Annotated in this window: 9 protein-coding genes and 1 pseudogene; 6 read left to right on the forward strand and 4 right to left on the reverse strand. The window is 71.3% G+C overall.

Going from position 1 to position 17,207, the window contains the following annotated elements; genetic code table 11:
• Positions 1 to 159: 159 nt before the first annotated feature.
• Positions 160 to 1,167 carry an SAM-dependent methyltransferase gene (locus J4573_RS09160; protein ID WP_307796562.1) on the reverse strand — a complete coding sequence of 336 codons (1,008 nt, stop codon included), beginning with the start codon at positions 1,165 to 1,167 and terminating at the stop codon, positions 160 to 162.
• Between the two features lie 163 nt (positions 1,168 to 1,330).
• Between J4573_RS09160 and J4573_RS09165 the strand changes: the two genes are divergently transcribed.
• Positions 1,331 to 2,323 carry a carbohydrate-binding protein gene (locus J4573_RS09165; RefSeq protein ID WP_208254845.1) on the forward strand — a complete coding sequence of 331 codons (993 nt, stop codon included), beginning with the start codon at positions 1,331 to 1,333 and terminating at the stop codon, positions 2,321 to 2,323.
• A gap of 188 nt (positions 2,324 to 2,511) precedes the next feature.
• Here J4573_RS09165 and J4573_RS09170 read toward each other — a convergent pair.
• Positions 2,512 to 3,432: pseudogene (locus tag J4573_RS09170) on the reverse strand (RNA polymerase sigma factor); the annotation flags it as partial.
• A 242-nt stretch (positions 3,433 to 3,674) separates the two neighbouring features.
• On the opposite strand from J4573_RS09170, the gene J4573_RS09175 reads away from it, so the two are divergent.
• A complete protein-coding gene (locus J4573_RS09175) occupies positions 3,675 to 4,322 on the forward strand; it encodes a TetR/AcrR family transcriptional regulator (protein WP_243772670.1) in 648 nt (215 codons plus the stop codon).
• Between the two features lie 99 nt (positions 4,323 to 4,421).
• Here J4573_RS09175 and J4573_RS09180 read toward each other — a convergent pair whose 3' ends face one another.
• Positions 4,422 to 7,790 carry a pyruvate carboxylase gene (locus J4573_RS09180; protein ID WP_208254847.1) on the reverse strand — a complete coding sequence of 1,123 codons (3,369 nt, stop codon included), beginning with the start codon at positions 7,788 to 7,790 and terminating at the stop codon, positions 4,422 to 4,424.
• 247 nt (positions 7,791 to 8,037) lie between these two features.
• Between J4573_RS09180 and J4573_RS09185 the strand changes: the two genes are divergently transcribed.
• The 4 genes from J4573_RS09185 to J4573_RS09200 all read left to right on the forward strand — a co-directional run bounded on the left by J4573_RS09185 (position 8,038) and on the right by J4573_RS09200 (position 15,763).
• On the forward strand, positions 8,038 to 11,511 hold the full coding sequence (locus tag J4573_RS09185) for an AAA family ATPase (protein WP_208254848.1): 3,474 nt from the start codon (positions 8,038 to 8,040) through the stop codon (positions 11,509 to 11,511).
• A gap of 2,331 nt (positions 11,512 to 13,842) precedes the next feature.
• Entirely contained in the window at positions 13,843 to 14,427 is a 585-nt protein-coding gene (locus tag J4573_RS09190) for a MinD/ParA family ATP-binding protein (RefSeq protein ID WP_208254849.1), read from the forward strand.
• Positions 14,424 to 14,771 (forward strand): hypothetical protein, encoded by a 348-nt coding sequence (locus J4573_RS09195; RefSeq protein ID WP_208254850.1) that lies wholly within the window; start codon positions 14,424 to 14,426, stop codon positions 14,769 to 14,771. Before J4573_RS09190 ends, J4573_RS09195 begins: the two co-directional genes overlap by 4 nt.
• The gene (locus tag J4573_RS09200) at positions 14,768 to 15,763 is read left to right on the forward strand and encodes a DUF6177 family protein (RefSeq protein ID WP_307796563.1); all 996 of its coding nucleotides are present in this window, start codon (positions 14,768 to 14,770) and stop codon (positions 15,761 to 15,763) included. The genes J4573_RS09195 and J4573_RS09200 overlap by 4 nt, the downstream gene beginning before the upstream one ends.
• 39 nt (positions 15,764 to 15,802) lie before the next feature.
• Here J4573_RS09200 and J4573_RS09205 read toward each other — a convergent pair whose 3' ends face one another.
• A complete protein-coding gene (locus J4573_RS09205) occupies positions 15,803 to 17,077 on the reverse strand; it encodes a hypothetical protein (protein WP_208254851.1) in 1,275 nt (424 codons plus the stop codon).
• Positions 17,078 to 17,207 lie beyond the last annotated feature (130 nt).

The following is a 17,207-nucleotide window of genomic DNA, read 5'->3' on the forward strand; positions in this document are numbered from 1 at the left end:
TGTTTCAGCGGGGCTCTCGCCGGGCTCGGCGGCACTCTGGCCAGGCAGGCCGGGCAGATCGCGTTCGGCGGCGGCGCCGTCACCGGACTCGTCGGCGGCGCTCTGGTCCGGCAGATCGGACTCGTCGGCGGCGTTCTGGCCGGGCTCGGCGGCGGTGGGCTAGTCGGGCAGGTTGGATTCGTCGGCGGCGCTCGCGTCGGACGCGCCGGACACTTCGACGGCGCTCTCTTCGGGCTTGTCTCCCTCGCGGGTTGCTACGAGGAAGCCGCTGCGTGAGGCGGTGGGCGGGGTGCGGCCGTACGACTCGGCGAGCGAGCTCAGATCGTGCTGCTCGACCGACCAGCCGTTCCCCTCCAGCCAGCCGCCCGTATCGTCCCCGAGGCCGCCCTTCCACAGGCCGACGGCGCGCGACAGTGCGGGCACCTCCTTGGCCTGCTCGCGGAGCCAGTCGATGCCGTCGCCGCGTTCACAGGCGAGCCGGCTGCCGGGCGCGGAGAGATCGCCGATGCGGGTGAGCAGCTCGGCGGCCTCCTCAGCCGTGAGGTAGATGAGCAGCCCCTCGGCCAGCCACGCGGTCGGCTCGCCGGGCGCGAAGCCCGCCTCGGTCAGCGCCGAGGGCCAGTCCTCGCGCAGGTCGGCCGGGCATGAGACGCGCGTGCACGCGGTCACCGCGTCCGCGCCGCTCATCACGTCGTCCTTGAACTCCAGCACGGACGGCAGGTCCACCTCGTACAGCCGGAGCCCGACCGGCCAGCCCAGCCGGTAGGCGCGGGTGTCCATGCCCGCCGCCAGCAGCACGATCTGGCGGATTCCCCTGTCGCACGCGTCGAGCAGGTAGTCGTCGTAGAACCGAGTGCGGATCACGGTCTGGTAGGCCATCAGCGCTCGGAGCGAGCCCGGTTCGGGCACGCCCTGCTCGGGCTGTGGGGAGCTTGAGGTGTCCGCGGTGGCCTCCCCGATCGCGGCGGCCTGACTCTGTGCTCCGGCCGCGACGAACGCCTGCGCGTAGGGATCCTCGAACAGCCGGTCGGGTCTGGCGGACTCGGCGGCGCGCATTCGCGCCACTCCCAGGGCCGTTCTCGCAACGCCGTGAAGCGGTCGCGACGCACTCATGCACCGTCTCCAAGTCCCGCGCCCTGCGGTCACAGTACCGCTCACGGGCCCCATCGAGGGGACCCGAATTTCAAGTGAAAAGGACTTCGTTGACTCAATATCCAATAGCTCCGCATACTGGCGCAGGCAATCGCGCGAATGCCGAATCCCCTTCCTCACCCAGCCGGGCCCCGGCGATCCCGGGCGTTCCGGCGCACCCCCTCGGAGGAACCGCGCGATGCTGCGTCGAATCGGACTCACCCTGCTCGCGGGAACGGCCGCTGTCGCGGTCGCTCCCTCGCACCCCGCCCTGGCCCAAGCCGCCTCGCCGCCCCACTCGCCGGCCCAGCCATCGGCCCAGTGGACGGCCCACTCACCGGCTCATTCGTCGGCCCGGTCACCGGCCCACGCACCGAATCCCTCATCGGCCCCCGATCCGAACGCTCCGAAGGGCGGCCGGGTCGTCGGGGTCGAGGCGTTCACCCCCAACGCACGCAACGCCAAGGCCGTGCGCGCGTTCGCCCAACTCCACCAGACGCGGCGGGCGGGGGTGCGCGAACAGATCCACCACTTCTGGGGCGTCGAACCCGCCGCCGGAACGCACGACGGCATGATGGCCTCCCAGAGCGTGGACCCGAGCTACAAGGTGTCCTACAGCCAGGACTTCACCTACACCCCGACCATCAAGGCCGCCGCGTCCTGCATGGAGATCACCACCGTGTACTCGCAGGCCGTGGGGAACGAGCTGTGGGCGTGGGACTGGTGCGGCGGCGACGGGCCCAAGGTCGAGAAGAAGATGGACGCCACGTTCATGTCGACCTACACCGCCGACGTCAACGGCCTGCGCGCCTACTCGGTCCAGCTCGTCCGCACGAACGCGGGCACCAACGCCTGGTCGTCCTACCTCTACAACTACACGACGGCGAAGTGGGACCTGTTCTTCAGCAAGTCGGGCCGCGACACCAGCGGCCTCTCGTACGGCTGGAACATCTTCGAGATCTACGCCAGCCGCAACCCGCGCACCGGCACCGCGTACTACTGCACGGACGCCGCGAAGACCGTCTTCGAGAGCAGCTCCATCAAGCTGCGCCGGGGCGGCGCCTGGACCCCCGCCACCCCGACCGACTCTCCCTGGCAGCCGTACACCGACCCCGATCCGTCCGACTACCTGTGCCCCAGCTTGAAGTTCATCCGAGCGGGCGCGAACGACCACTGGATCGTCCGCCACTGAGCATGACCATTGCTGGCGCCGTCGCCATCGTCGACGCCCGCGCCATCATCAACGCCATCGCTCGCGCCATCGCCGACCCTCGCGCCATCGCCGACCCTCGCGCCATCGCCGACCCTCGCGCCGTCGCCGCGATCGGCGCCCCGGCCCGGTGGTGGGCCCTGGCCGGGCGTGGGCTCTGGAGGGCTCGCTCAGGTGGTGAGCAGGCCCTCCAGCGCCCGCGCGCGGGACGGGTGGCGCAGCTTGTGCATGCCCTTGGACTCGATCTGGCGGATGCGCTCGCGCGTGACGCCGTAGACCTTGCCGACCTCGTCGAGGGTCTTGGGCTCCTCGCCGGCGAGGCCGAAGCGCATCGTGATGACGCCGGCCTCGCGTTCGGTCAGCGTCTCCAGCGCGGCGTCCAGGTGCACGCGCAGCATCGAGGCGGCGACCGCGTCGGCGGGGCCTGGCGAGTCGTCCTCGATCACGTCGCCGAGCTCGCCGTCGCCGTCGTCGCCGAACGGGGTGTGCAGCGACACCGGGTCGCGCGCCCAGCGCAGCACCTGGTCGACCTTCTCGGGGGTGATGTCGAGCTCGGCGGCCAGCTCCTCGGAGGTGGCCTCGCGGCCGAGGTCCTGGAGCATCTTGCGCTGCGTGCGGGTCACCTTGTTGAGGACCTCGACCACATGCGACGGGATCCGGATCGTGCGGCTCTGGTCGGCCAGCGCGCGCCCCACCGCCTGCTTGATCCACCACGTGGCGTACGTGGAGAACTTCAGGCCGCGGTGATGGTCGAACTTCTCGACCGCGCGCATCATGCCGATCGTGCCCTCCTGGACCAGGTCCAGCAGCGGCAGTCCCCCGCCGACATAACGCTTGGCGATCGACACGACCAGGCGGAGGTTGGCCTCGACCATCCGGTCCTTGGCGAGCTGACCGTCAGCGACCCTGAACTCCAGCACGCGGCGCTCATCGAGGGTCAGGCTGCCGTCCTCGTTCTCGAGGCGCAACGCGGCGAGCGCTCCGGCCTCGATCCGTTCGCCCAGTTCCACTTCCTGCTCGGCCGTGAGCAGGGGGGTCCGCCCGATCTGCTTGAGGTAGTCCTTGACCGGGTCCACGCCGCCGATGGCGACGGAGTTGTTACGAGTGGTGCGGGCGGTTGCGGTCAACGGCAAGTCCTTCCACTGGGGGCGTTGAGGGGAACACCGGGCCGGGAACAACCATTCCCGGACCGGCGACGAATCATCCACATCAGGCGTAAGTAACGCGCAGGTTCATCACTGCCTCCATCCGGTGAGCCGGTGGACCTAAATTTAGGTCAGACCTAGAGATGTGTCAACAATAAACTTAGGTCCATCTCTGCTAAGGTGGGGACATGGGTGAACGCAAGGCCGAACAAGGCATGGGGCTCAGGGAGCTCAAGAAGCGTCAGACCAGGGAGAACATCTCCCACAACGCCACCCGGCTCTTCCTTCAGCACGGCTACGACAAGGTGACGATCGCCGACGTCGCGGCCGCCTCCCAGGTGGCCAAGATGACCGTGACGAACTACTTCCCGCGCAAGGAGGACCTCGCGCTCGACCTGCACGAGGTGTTCGTCGACATGCCCGCCAAGGCCGTACGGGAACGCGCCGAAGGCGAATCCGCCCTGGCCGCCCTGCGCCGCGACACCCTCACCCAGATCGTCGACCACAACGCGATCATCGGCTTCTCCGGCCCCGCCTTCGCCGCCATGATCACCGGCAGCCCCGCCCTGGTGGCCCGCCTCCGCGAGTTCCACGAGGAGCGGGAGGAACGCCTCGCCGACCTGCTCGCCTCGGAGACCGGCGCCGCCCCGTACGCCATCCGCCCCCGCGTCGCCGCCGCCCAGCTCATCGGCGTCCTGAAACTGCTCTTCAACGAGACGATGCGCCTCACCCTCGAAGACAAGACCCACGACGAGATCGAGATCGTCCTCGCCGACGAAACCCAACAAGCCTTCGACGCCCTGGCCCCCTCCCTGGCCACCTACGCCACCCGCTAACACCCATCCCCACCCCCCCCAAAACGCCGATCTTGCTCTCATGGCCCTTGGAAACGTTTCCAAACGGCGCTGAGAGCAAGATCGGCGCGATGAAGCGGGTCAGGTGATGGCTAGGAGGAGGTCGCCGGCCTGGACCTGGGTGGCTACGGGGACGGCGAGGCGGGCGACGGTGCCGGCCACGGGGGCCGTGATGGAGGCCTCCATCTTCATCGCCTCGATGGTGGCGACGACGTCGCCGGCGGCGACCTGGTCGCCCTTGGCGACGCGGAGGGTCACCGAGCCGTCGAACGGGGCGGCGACGTGGCCGGGGTCGCCGGGGTCGGCGCGTTCGACCGGCGGGGCGTCGGAGGCCACGGACTTGTCGCGGACCGACAGCGTGCGGAGCTGGCCGTTCACGTTGCAGATGACCTGGCGGACGCCGGCCTCGTCGATCTCACCGACGGCCTCCAGCGACGCGAGGACTCGGACGCCCGGTTCGAGGTCGAACGAGAACTCCTGGCCGGTGCGCAGCCCGTACAGGAACGCGCTGGTCGGCAGCAGCGACAGGTCGCCGTACGCGGCGCGCGCCTCGCGGTAGTCCTTGGCGGGGCCGGGGAACAGCAGCCGGTCGAGGGTGTCGCGGACCTCCGGGCCCGCCAGCGCCTTCTCCTCGGCGCCGGTGAGCTCGGCGCGCGCGGGCGGGTGGTGGCGTCCGGCGAGCGCGGCGCCGCGGAACGGCTCGGGCCAGCCGCCGGGCGGGTCGCCCAGTTCGCCGTTCAGGAAGCCGATCACGCTGTCGGGGATGTCGAAGCGCTCGGGATGCGCCTCGAAGTCGCCGGGGTCGGCACCGGCCGCGACCAGGTGCAGCGCCAGGTCGCCGACGACCTTGCTGGACGGGGTGACCTTGACCAGGCGGCCGAGGATGGCGTCGGCCGCCTCGTACTGCCGTTCGATCTCCTCGAACCGGTCGCCGAGGCCGAGCGCGACGGCCTGCTGGCGCAGGTTGGACAGCTGCCCGCCGGGGATCTCGTGCCGGTAGACGCGGCCGGTCGGCGACGGCAGGCCCATCTCGAACGGCGCGTACAGCTTGCGCACGGCCTCCCAGTACGGCTCCAGCGAGGTGAGGGCGGCCAGGTCCAGGCCGGTGGCGCGCTCGGTGAAGTCGGTGTGCGCGACGATCGCCTGCAGCGGCGGCTGGCTGGTCGTTCCGGACAGCGGCGCGGCGGCGCCGTCGATCGCGTCCACCCCGGCCTCGACGGCGGCGAGGTAGGTGGCCAGCTGGCCGCCCGCGGTGTCGTGGGTGTGCAGGTGAACGGGCAGGTCGAACCGTTCGCGCAACGCGGTCACGAGCGTGCGGGCGGCGGGCGCGCGCAGCAGGCCCGCCATGTCCTTGATGCACAGCACGTGCACGCCCGCCTCGACGAGCTGCTCGGCCAGCCGCAGGTAGTAGTCGAGCGTGTAGAGCTGCTCGCCCGGGTCGGACAGGTCGGCGGTGTAGCAGAGCGTGCCCTCGGCGATGGCGTGCGTCTGCAGAACGGCGTCGATCGCGGGGCGCATCCGGTCGATGTCGTTCAGCGCGTCGAAGATCCGGAAGATGTCGACGCCGGTCTTGGCGGCCTCGGTGACGAACGCGCGGGCGACGGTGTCGGGGTAGGGGGTGTAGCCGACGGTGTTGGCGCCGCGCAGCAGCATCTGGATGCACAGGTTCGGCGCGGCCTCGCGGATCGCGGCGAGCCGGTCCCACGGCGACTCGTTCAGGAAGCGCAGCGCGACGTCGTAGGTGGCGCCGCCCCACGCCTCGACCGAGAGCAGCTGCGGCGTCATCCGCGCCAGGTAGGGCGCGGCGGTGAGCAGGTCGAACGTGCGGACGCGCGTGGCCAGCAGCGACTGGTGCGCGTCGCGGAACGTGGTGTCGGTGACCGCGAGCGCCTTTTGCGCGCGCAGTTCGGCGGCGAACGCCTGCGGGCCGAGCTCCATCAGCCTGTCGCGCGACCCGGCGGGCGGCGCGATGTCGGGGAGATCGGGCAGCTTGGTGGCCGGGTCGAGGTCGGTCGGCGCCTCACCGTGCGGCTTGTTGACCGTGACGTCGGCGAGGTAGCGCACCAGGCGGGTGGCCCGGTCGCCGCTGGAACGGGCGGTCAGCAGCTCGGGATGGTCGGCGATGTAGGACGTGCTGACCCCGCCCGCGCGGAAGTCCGCCTCGTCCAGCAGGGCCTGCAGGAACGGGATGTTGGTGGAGACGCCGCGGATGCGGAACTCGGCGACCGCGCGCCGGGCCCGCCGTACGGCGTCCTCGAACGTACGGCCGCGGCAGGTCAGCTTCACCAGCAGCGAGTCGAAGTGCGGGGTGACGACGGCGCCCGCGTGGGTGGTGCCGGTGTCCAGCCGTACGCCCGCGCCGCCCGGCGAACGGTACGCGGAGATCTTGCCGGTGTCGGGGCGGAAGTCGTTCGCCGGGTCCTCGGTCGTGATGCGGCACTGGACCGCGAACCCGGAGACGGTGATGTCGTCCTGGGAGATGCGCAGGTCGTAGAGCGTCTCGCCGCCCGCGATGCGCAGCTGGCTCTGCACGAGGTCGATCCCGGTGACCTCCTCGGTGACCGTGTGCTCGACCTGGATGCGCGGGTTCATCTCGATGAAGACGTGCTCGCCGGCCGCGTTGACCAGGAACTCGACCGTCCCGGCGTTCACGTAGCCGATCTCGCGGGCGAACTTCACCGCGTCCTCGCACAGTCGCTCGGCGACCTCGGGCTCCAGGCGCGGCGCGGGCGCGATCTCGACGACCTTCTGGTGGCGCCGCTGCACCGAGCAGTCGCGTTCGCGCAGGTGAACGGTATGGCCGGCGGAGTCGGCCAGGACCTGGACCTCGATGTGGCGGGGCCGGTCGACGGCCTGCTCCAGGAAGACGGTCGCGTCGCCGAACGCGCTCTCGGCCTCGCGGCGGGCCGTCTGGACGGCGGCCTCCAGGTCCTCGCGGCGGTCGACGCGGCGCAGCCCGCGCCCGCCGCCGCCCGCCGCGGCCTTCACGAACAGCGGGAAGCCGACCTCGTCGGCCGCGGCCAGCTCCTGGCCCTCGGCCGGGGTCGTGGACCGCAGCACGGGCAGCCCGGCGCGCCGCGCGGCCGCCACCGCCTCGATCTTGTTGCCCGCCAGGCTGAGGGCCTGGCTGGGCGGGCCGACGAACGTGATGCCGTTCCGTTCGCACGCCTCGGCCAGCTCGGGGCTCTCCGACAGGAAGCCGTAACCGGGGTAGATGGCGTCGGCGCCCACGCGCAGCGCGGTCTCGACGATGCCCTCCACGTCGAGGTAGGCGCGCACCGGATGCGCGAGCTCCCCGATCTCGTACGCCTCGTCGGCCTTCTGCCGGTGCAGCGAGAACCGGTCCTCATGGGCGTAGACCGCCACGCTGGAGATGCCCAGCTCGTAGGCGGCGCGGAACGCCCGTACGGCGATCTCACCACGGTTGGCGACGAGCAGCTTCTGGATCACGGTGGTTCTCCCGGGCGCCGGCGACCTCTTTCGGGGGTGTTCCTACCCAGTTGATCGGCAGGTGCGGGGGAACACAGCCCACGGATACGTGAACAAACCACAAGATCCTCGGGCTGGAAAAAAGCGACGATCGTTCCCACCGGTGTCCATTGGCCCCGGACAGGACGCGCTGACCCCGGGAAACCTCTAGGCTTTTGCCCCGGTTCGTACAACGGGGTTGAACACGGGGTAACGGGGAGGACGCGCGGTGCGACTGCCGGAGCATCTGGAATCGCTGGTCACCGATGAGCCGGTCCTGGACGTCTATGCGCACGGTCCCTGGCGCGTGCCGGACGGCCTCTACGACGAGATCCGCGAGCGCCTGGACCGGCTGGTGGCCGATCCGCGCTGCGAGCACCTCACCGCCGACCGGCACGGGATGCTGGCCACCCCCGCGTCCCTGGTGGTCGCCGATCTGCTGCTCACCATCGACTTCCTGACCGGGTCGGCGGCGATCGTCGCGGGCTCGCAGGCGGCACTGTCCGGGCACCTGTTCGGCCACTACTACAGCGAGAAGCCCGACACCTTCCGCGAGCCCGCGTCCTGGGGCGCGGGCTCCGGCTCGTTCCGGCCGATGGACTGGCTGCGGGACGCGCCCGACCAGAGCCTGGCCATGCCGCTGTACCGCGAGTCGCTGGACATCTTCGAGGGCCTGGAGCCGCTGGAGAAGCGGCGGCAGGCGATGATCCGGCTGTTCGACGACCCGCCGCCCGACCTCGACCTGGACGCCTCGTCCGCCGACCAGCAGGCCCTGTGGGCCGCCCGCGCCGACGACGAGACCCTCGCCGCGCTGCCCGAGCTCACCGGCCCGATCGGCTACCTGGAGTGGGTGTGCGCGGGGCTGCTGCCCGTGCACGAACGGCTCCTGGAGGTCGCGCCGCACGACCAGCCCGAGCTCACCCTCTTCGCCAACCTCGTTCTGCAGGCCGAGCTCACCGAGGTCCCCGCCGAACTGGCCGTCGTCCTCGGCGCCGACCGTTACGGCGAGCTGCTGGAACGGTTCGCGGCCGCACGGGCCACGTTCAAGCCGAACGAGTGGTTCCAGGAGTCGCGGTCGTGGCTGAGCCGCTGCCTGGGCGCGGGCGAGGCCGACGCGTGCCGCGCCTGGCTCGACATGACGGTCCGCTTCACCGGCATCGTGCAGGGCCTCCCGGAGGAGGTGACCGCGCCGAACCCCGTGTGGATCCCGGTCAACCAGTTCCAGACCGACCTGCGCCGCCTCTTCACGCCCCGCCGCCGCGTCGTCAACCCGCTGGCCGCCTCGCTGAGCAAGAGCGCCGCCCCGTCCCGCCCGGCCCGCAAGCAGGAGGTCGGCTCCGGCCTGGTCGGCCAGCCCGAGGTGGTCGCGGCGCTGGAGGAGATCGCCGCCGGCGGCCCGCCCGTACGGCTGCTGCTGGTCGGCCCGGACGGCACCGGCAAGCGCGACGCCGCGCAGGAGATCGCCAGGCTGCTCCAGGAACGCGGCATCAGCGGCCCGCCCGTCTGGCTGGCCGACGACTTCTTCGCCGGCAAGACCGTGTCCGCGGCCACCAACAACATCTACATCGACGCGCGCGACTGCAACGGCTCCAACCTCATGGTGATCGACGGGCTGGACGACATGTCCCGCGATCCCCGCAGCGGCGAGGCCATGCTGGAGGAGCTCCACCGTTCCCTCGACGTCTTCGAGGACCTGCACGTCGTCGCCCTGTGCGAGCCCGGCGGCGACGAACGCGTCCGCGAGGTCAACCCGGGCCTGTCGCTGCGCTTCAAGGTCGCCCGTACACAGCCGTTCACCGCCGAGGGCTACGCCGAGCTGTTCAGCCGGGCGCTGCACGAGCGCGGCGCGCGGGCCCACAAGCACGCGCTCACCGCCGCCGGTCGCCTGCTGTCGGCCACCCCGCCCGTACGGAACCTGCGCAACGCCCGCATGGCCCACCGCCTCGCCGATCTCGTCGTCGAGTCCGTACGGAAGCACACCGAGACCGGCGCCGAGCTGGTCGTGAAGCGCGCCGACATCCCCGCCACGTTCGACGCCGCGGGCACCTCCGGCGACCCGCGCGCCGAGCTGGCCGCGATGACGGGCCTGGCGACCGTCAAGCACGAGATCGACCTGATGGTGGCCAGCGCCCAGGCCGCCAAGCTCCGCCGCGACTCGGGCCTGCCGGTCTCGTCCCCCGCCCGCCACATGGTCTTCACCGGCAACCCTGGCACGGGCAAGACCGCCGTCGCCCGACTCCTGGCCCGCATCTACAAGGACCTCGGAACGCTGCCGTCCGGCCACCTCGTCGAGGTGTCCCGCGCCGAACTCGTCGGCGAGTACATCGGCGAGACCGCCGTGAAGACCCGCGCCGTCGTCCAGCGCGCCGTCGGCGGCGTGCTGTTCATCGACGAGGCCTACTCCCTCACCTCCTCCGACTACGACGGCGACTACGGCTCCGAGGCCATCGCCGAACTGGTCAAGATGATGGAGGACCACCGCGACGACCTCGTCGTCATCGTCGCGGGCTACGACCGCGAGATGCGCCGCTTCATCGGCTCCGACCCCGGTCTGGCCTCCCGCTTCCCCACCACGATCCGCTTCCCCGACTTCACCGACGACGAGCTCACCGAGATCTTCACCTCCATGGCCTCCCAGGCCGGCCTGGACGTCACCGCCGAGGCCCGCCACCGCATCGCCGACCTGCTGCGCCGCGCACCCCGAGGCCGCTCGTTCGGCAACGCCCGCCTGATGCGCAACCTCTGCGAACGCACCACCGCCCTCCAGTCCCGCCGCGTCGTCTCCAAGAAGCGGGTCACCCCCGCCGAGCTGTCCGCCCTGCTCCCCGAGGACTTCCCGGCCTCCCTCATGGGTGACACTCCTGTGCCCTCCTCCGGCGACCCCATCGCCGAACTCGAATCCCTGATCGGCCTCGACGCGGTCAAGGAAGAGGTACGCAAGCTGGTCGCCGAGGCCCGCAGCCAGGACCTGCGCCGCGCCGCCGGGCAGCCCCAGTCGTTCCCCACCCGGCACATGCTCTTCACCGGCAACCCCGGCACCGCCAAGACCACCGTCGCCCGCCTGATCGCGCGCATCTACGCCCAGCTGGGCCTGCTGTCCTCAGGCCACCTGGTCGAGGTCGGCCGCAGCGACCTGATCGGCCCCTACCTCGGCCAGACCGCCCCCAAGGTCCAGGCGGCCGTCGAACAGGCCCTGGGCGGCGTCCTGTTCATCGACGAGGCCTACTCCCTCACCACCGACCGCGACACCTACGGGCAAGAGGCGATCTCCGTCCTCGTCAAGCTCATGGAGGACTACCGGGGCGACCTGCTGGTCATCGCCGCCGGTTACGAACGCGAGATGACCGCGTTCATGAAGGCCAACTCGGGCCTTGAGTCCCGCTTCGCCAAGCGCCTCCCCTTCCCCGACTACGCCGACAACGAGCTCGTCGCCATCTTCGAGCACCTGGCCGCCGCCGAAGGCTTCACCCTCGCCGACGGTCTCCCCGGCGAACTCCGCAACCGCCTCCGCGGCACCTCCCGCGGCCCCGCGTTCGGCAACGGCCGCCTGATGCGCAACCTCCTGGACGCCGCCGTCGCCAACCAGAGCCAGCGCATCACCACCGCCGCGAGCCCCACCGACGCCGAGGTCCTCACCCTGCACCCCGAGGACCTCCCGCCATCCCCGGCCCCCGACTCGAACCACTATGGCCTCTACCTCTGACATCTCTCCCAATCACCTAACTCTTTCCGCACGAGACATGACTAGACTCGTCAGAACCGGGTGTTACGCACCGCTTTGAGGAGATCGGTGTCCGATCGCAACTGGCAGCACGACGTGCTGCACGAGCTCGAGGCACTCGATACCGGCCTGACCCCGCCCAGCCCGCGCCCCGAGACCGTTCCCCTCCGCGGCCCCGAACCCCCGCACGATCTGGCCCCCATGCTGGACCTCTCGGAGACCTTCAAGGTCCCCTCCAGCGAAGCTCCCGCCACGCCTGCAACTTCTCACCCCCACATCCCCGTACCGCCGCCCGCAGGCACCCCGGCACGCGCCAACACGCCCTGGCCCACCGCCCCGGCGCCGACGCAACCCGCGCCCCAACTGGCGCCAGCCCCGGCCCCCGCACCCGCCTCCTGGCCCTCCCCCGCCCAACCAGCCGCCGCGCACCTGCCCCCGCAGACCCCCTCGGTCGCGTACGGCCAGCACCCCACTTCCCCTCCCGCTCCCACCGCGCCGCCACCTGCGCCCTCGTTCCCGCAGAACGTCAACGGCCTCCCCGCGCCCCCACCGCCCGCCGCCACTCCACCCGCAGCCGCCCAGCCGCCCCTGCCCGCGCTCAGCCAGGAACCCGCAACCGCACCAGACCACCCGCCCGCCCCCGCGCCCGGTCACCGGGGCGCACCCGGCCTACCCGCGTACGGACAAGCGAGCCCGAACGCCCACCCGCCACAGCCCAACGCAGCCGAGACCGCAACCGGGCCAGGAAGCAACGTCGCCCCTGCCGAGCAAGTCCCATGGCAGGAGCAGCGCCCAGCCCAGCAGGCGCCGCGTGCCCCGAAGGCCGCCCCGCAGCCTGCAGCACTACCCGCACCCGCGCCTCAGCCCGCGCCAGCACCCGCACCTCAGCCCGTAGTGCCGCCCGCGTCTCAGTCCGCGCCGCCTGCAGCTCAGCCCGCAGCACTTGCCGCGCCCGCGGCTCACCCCACAGCCGCACCACAGCCTGTAGCGCCGCCCGCACCTGAGTCCACGCCGCAGCCCGCACCCGCGCCTCAGCCTGCGCTGTCACCCGCGCCACAGCCCACGCCCGCAGCTGCGCCGCCAATCGTTGCGGCCCTGCCCGCTGTACGCAGCGTCCCCGAGCCACCGTCGGCCGCCGCCCCGTCCGGCCCGCCACCCACGGCACCACGTTCGCTCCCGCCCGGCCGGCAGCACGCAGGTCCCGTCTACGGTCAGCCTCCTGCGGCCGCGCACGGACAAGCGCAGGCGAACGTCCACGCGTCCCAGCCCAACGCCCTGCCCCAGCCCACGCAGCCGAACGTGATCCAGGGGACAGCGGGCACCAGCGTCGTCCCGGCCGCGCAGTCGCCGGCGCGAGAGCAGCGGCCAGGCCCGCGTCCCCAACCCGCGCCGGGCGCAGGTCAGCCCACGCCTCAGCTACCGGCCGGCCCGCCTCCTGCAGCACCAGGCTCACTCCAGCCCACCTCCCCCTCCACCGCGCAGCCCACTCAACAGACGACCCCCGTGTACGGCCAGGAGGCTCGTGCGCACGGGCAAGCGCGCACGAACGCCCACGCGTCTCTTCCCAACGCCCTGCCCGCTGGCCCAGCCCAACCCGTTCACCACAACGCGAACGAGGGGGCTGCGGGGTCCAGCATCGTTCCGGCTGCGCAAGCACCATCGCGAGGGGGTCAGCCGTCCGCGTCTCCTCCTACGTCCGTGGCTCCGGCCCCGCCCAGCCCTTCGCCTGCAGCACCGCGTTCACCCGAGACCACCGCCCCTCCCGCTCAGCAGCCAGCCGTCACCTATGGCCAACAGCCTGATTCCCCTCACGGGCAGGCACCTGCGACCACGCACGGGCAACAGGGTGCGGACGTTCAGCCTCAGCACGGTCAGCCCAACGAAGGAGGCAGTGTCGTTCCTGTGCCTAGGTATGGGCCGCCGCCTGCCTCTTTTGGAGCGGGGCCTGTTGCGCAGGTGCCGGGTGAGGTTGTCCAGGGAACGGCAACGCCTGCGGACGCGGCTTTTCCCCTTGATGACTTCGTCAAGCGCAAGCCTCATGGCGACCGGGCCGTACGGCGGCTAGGGCGCGGCATGCGCAAGATGGTGGGCGCTTCGGCGGCAGGGGACGTGCGCAACGTGTCCGAGCTGACAGCTCAGCTGGGGCGTCCCGTGCCCTCGTGCCGCCGGATTGTGGTGACGAGCATCAGGGGTGGCGCGGGGAAGTCCTGTGTGGCGGCGCTTGTAGCTGATGTGCTGCGGCGGCATAGGGAAGACCGGGTGCTCGCGATCGATGCTGATCTGGGGCTAGGGTCTCTGCCGCTTCGGCTAGGCGTGGCCCCTCCGCGTTCGCTGCACGACCTGGCGGCGGCCCGGCCTCGTTCCTGGGAGGAAGCGGCGGCCTACCTGGCGCGTACGGAGGACGGGCTGTGGGTCTTGTCGGGTGCCTCGGAGGGCGGGGTGAACGAGGAACTGAGCCTGAAGACGTTCCAGGCAGGGGCGGGGCGGTTGGGCCGCTACTTCGCAGCGGCCGTCGTCGACTGCGGTGCCGGGTTGGTATCCGCACTACACAGGGAGATCCTCGGCTCGGCCCACGCACAGGTGTTCGTGGTGCCGGGAACGAGTGAAGGCGCGCTAAGCGCTCGGGCGGCGCTCGACTGGTTCGCGCAGAACGAGATGGGTGGGCTGCTGTCCCGTACGGTCATCGCCCTGGTGGCGCAGAACGCGGGCGGCGACATGGACCGCGCCAGGGAAGTGCTCTCCGACGGCGGTCTGACGGTGACGTCCGTGCCGTGCGACCGGCATCTGGCCTCGGGCTCGGCCATCACGGCGGACCGGATCGGCACAGGAGCCCGTACGGCCGCGACCCGGATCGCCGCCGAGGCGTTCGGGCACACGCTGACCTGGGGGCCGCAATGAGCAGGGAGTTCGTCGCGCTGCTGCGGGATCGGCCCGAGATCAGGTCCGCGCTGGAGGGCCTGGAGACCGCCGCCGGAAGCGTGCTGTCGGTCGGCGAGCAGCCGGGCGTGACGCAGGTGTTCGACGGCGCCGGACGGCTGCTGGTGATCGTTCGGAACCCGGTGCTGATCGCCGTGCCGAGCGAGGCGGAACGGCTGCTCGGCACGACCGTGACGACGCCGGTGTGGTGGGTGGAGCTGCGCGCCGCCGGTGGCGTGGACGAGGCGGTACGGATCGCCGAGGAGTGTGCGGACAGGTTGGCCGCCGATCATGACGGGCTGGTATGGAACGAGTCGAGCCCGTGAGCACCCTCACCCGCCCACGCCTGGCGGGCGGGGCGGACGTCCTGACCGGCCGCGCCATGGTCGTGCTCGCCGACCGTCCCGTCGTACCGATGAGCCCGCACCTGGTCGAGGCGGCGCGCGAGTGCGCGCTGTCGGAGCGGCGCCTGCAGATCGTCACGCCGGTGGGGAGTCGGGTGACCTCGGCGCTGCGCACCCACATGATCGAGGGCCGGGCGGAGTGGATCGTACGGGCCGACGGCGGCTACTACGCCGGGCTGAGCGGGCGGCCGTCGCACTGGGACGGCCAGGCGTTCGTGCCCGTACCGGACGCAATGGACTACGCGCGCCCTTACAAGCTGAAGTCGAGCGCGTCGCAGGGTCTCCAGGTCACGCTCGTTCTGCGTGCCAAGCATCCGGCGAACGGTCCGCTCGGCGGGCCAGTCGAGCACCTGATGCGGCTCTTCACGTCCGAGGCGCCGGCCGGTTGGGGCCGGGCCGAGCCGGTCGAGCATCTATGGGACCCGACCAGCCTGGGCGTCTTCGTCCGCGGCGACGCCAGCAGCCCGATCACGGTCGTGGGCGGCGGCGAACGCGCGGCCATCGCCGTCCTGGACTTCTCCTCGACAGACGACGGTGGCGGTGGGGGCGCTGGCGGCGGCGGTGGCCGGTCGGAGTTGACGACCTTGACCATCGGATACGGACCTGGCGAGGTCCCGCCGCTCGCGCAGCTGCCGAACATGGTCGGAACGGTCGGAGGCGTTCATCCGCTGCAATCCGTACTCGTGCACGTCTGCGCGGGCCGAGCCGACCTGACCGTCGAACCGCGATGGGCAGGAGCGCCTGGCGTAGTCGGCATGGCGCTGAACGGCGCAAGGACCGGCCCGGCAGAAATTCCGGGTTCACAGGTAGGCCCGCAGCATTCCCCGATGACTTGGTTCGCCTTGGGCGACGGCCGTGCCCCAGAAGGCTGGCAGCGCTACCAGCAGCTACTAACCCACCTCCGCGCCGCATAGACCGGAACGGGCTTAGCGCGCTTAGCGGGCTCAGCCGCCTTAGGTGCGAATGCGGATCTCGTTGATGAGCTTCTGCATCGTCTGCTTGGTGTCGGGCGGCCCGGTCAGCTGAACGGCGATGGCGGTGTCGGGCTGCCCACCCGGCTTGGACGCGAACACGTGGCTCATCGCGACCCGAACGGCCTGCTTCCCCTTACTGTCCTTGCCCTCGATCTCGGCGTACATGGTCGTTGAGTCCGTACGCTTCCAGTCGCCCTCATCGACCACGATCGCCTTGCGCAGCGCCTTGCGCTCACCGTCCCCACAGGGCGCCGCGCACGTCTGGAGCCCGACCATCCCGCCCGCGCCGTCCTTCTTGGAGGGCGGGAACGTCCCGCCATCGTCGACGCAGATAAAGCGGGTGACGAAGGGTTCTTTATCGCTGCGCATGCACCCCCACGTGCCGGGTGCGTCGAACTCGAACGGGAGGCCGCTGAGCTTCATGTGGTACTTCTTCTCGCCCTTGCCATAGGTCGGTCCTGCAACGGGACCCGGAGCCCCGGGCTTGGGCACGTTCGTGGGGCTCGGCAAGGGTGAGATCGACGGCGGAGGCGTCTGGTCCTGCTCGGCAGGCGGTTGTGTCGCGCTGGTAGGCACCGGCGGCAGAGGTTCCTGCGTTGGCCCGGCTTCAGACTTGTCATGCTTCGTCGTCGCGTACACCACCACGCCACCGATCATGAGCAGCGCGATGAACGCGACCACGCCCGCGATGACGATGGCGGGCGCGGACGACTTGGACGAGGCAGCAGCGATCGGTGGAGGCGGCTGGGCCGCGTTCCACCCGGAGTTCGGCTGACCCGACCAGTGCGGCGCGAACGCGGGCCCACCAGAGCCCCGCGTTCCAGGGACTCCTGGCGTCCCCAGAGCGCCAGAGGAGTCGCCGGCCCCGACCGCGGCCCCCGCGCCACCGGCGGCCCCCGCACCACCCGCAGCGGCTGCGGCACCCGATCCGCCCATGAGCGCAGCCGCGTCAAGCAGCCCGATCGCGTCCTGGAGTCGTTCATCGGACTCGTAGCCGACCGCCGCCCAGGCGGTCGGGTCGCGAGGCGCCGAAGCCAGGACCCGGCCATACCCCGCAAGCCGTTCGACCGCGGCCTTGAACCTGTCCCGCACGGCCGGATCCGCGCCCGCGGCGGTACCCAGGACGGCCACGGCGGCCCTCAGACCGAACGGGTCCTCGCCGAGGAACACCGCGCCGGCCTCGTGATCCCCCAACCGGGACCGCAGCTCGAACGTTCCGAGGACCCGAGGGTCCGCCGGCCGCAAAGCCTCCACCTGTCTCCTCCCCCGGCCCTTCAGCGGCCCGGCCTGAACCCCTGAACCCCCGTGGCATCGTTCATCGTCGCTCTATCCGACCGGCACCTTCGCGAGATCGACCGGCGTCTCATGTCCCTGCGCATCCCGC

Source organism: Actinomadura barringtoniae, from assembly GCF_017573505.1.
Taxonomy (GTDB): Bacteria; Actinomycetota; Actinomycetes; order Streptosporangiales; family Streptosporangiaceae; genus Spirillospora; species Spirillospora barringtoniae.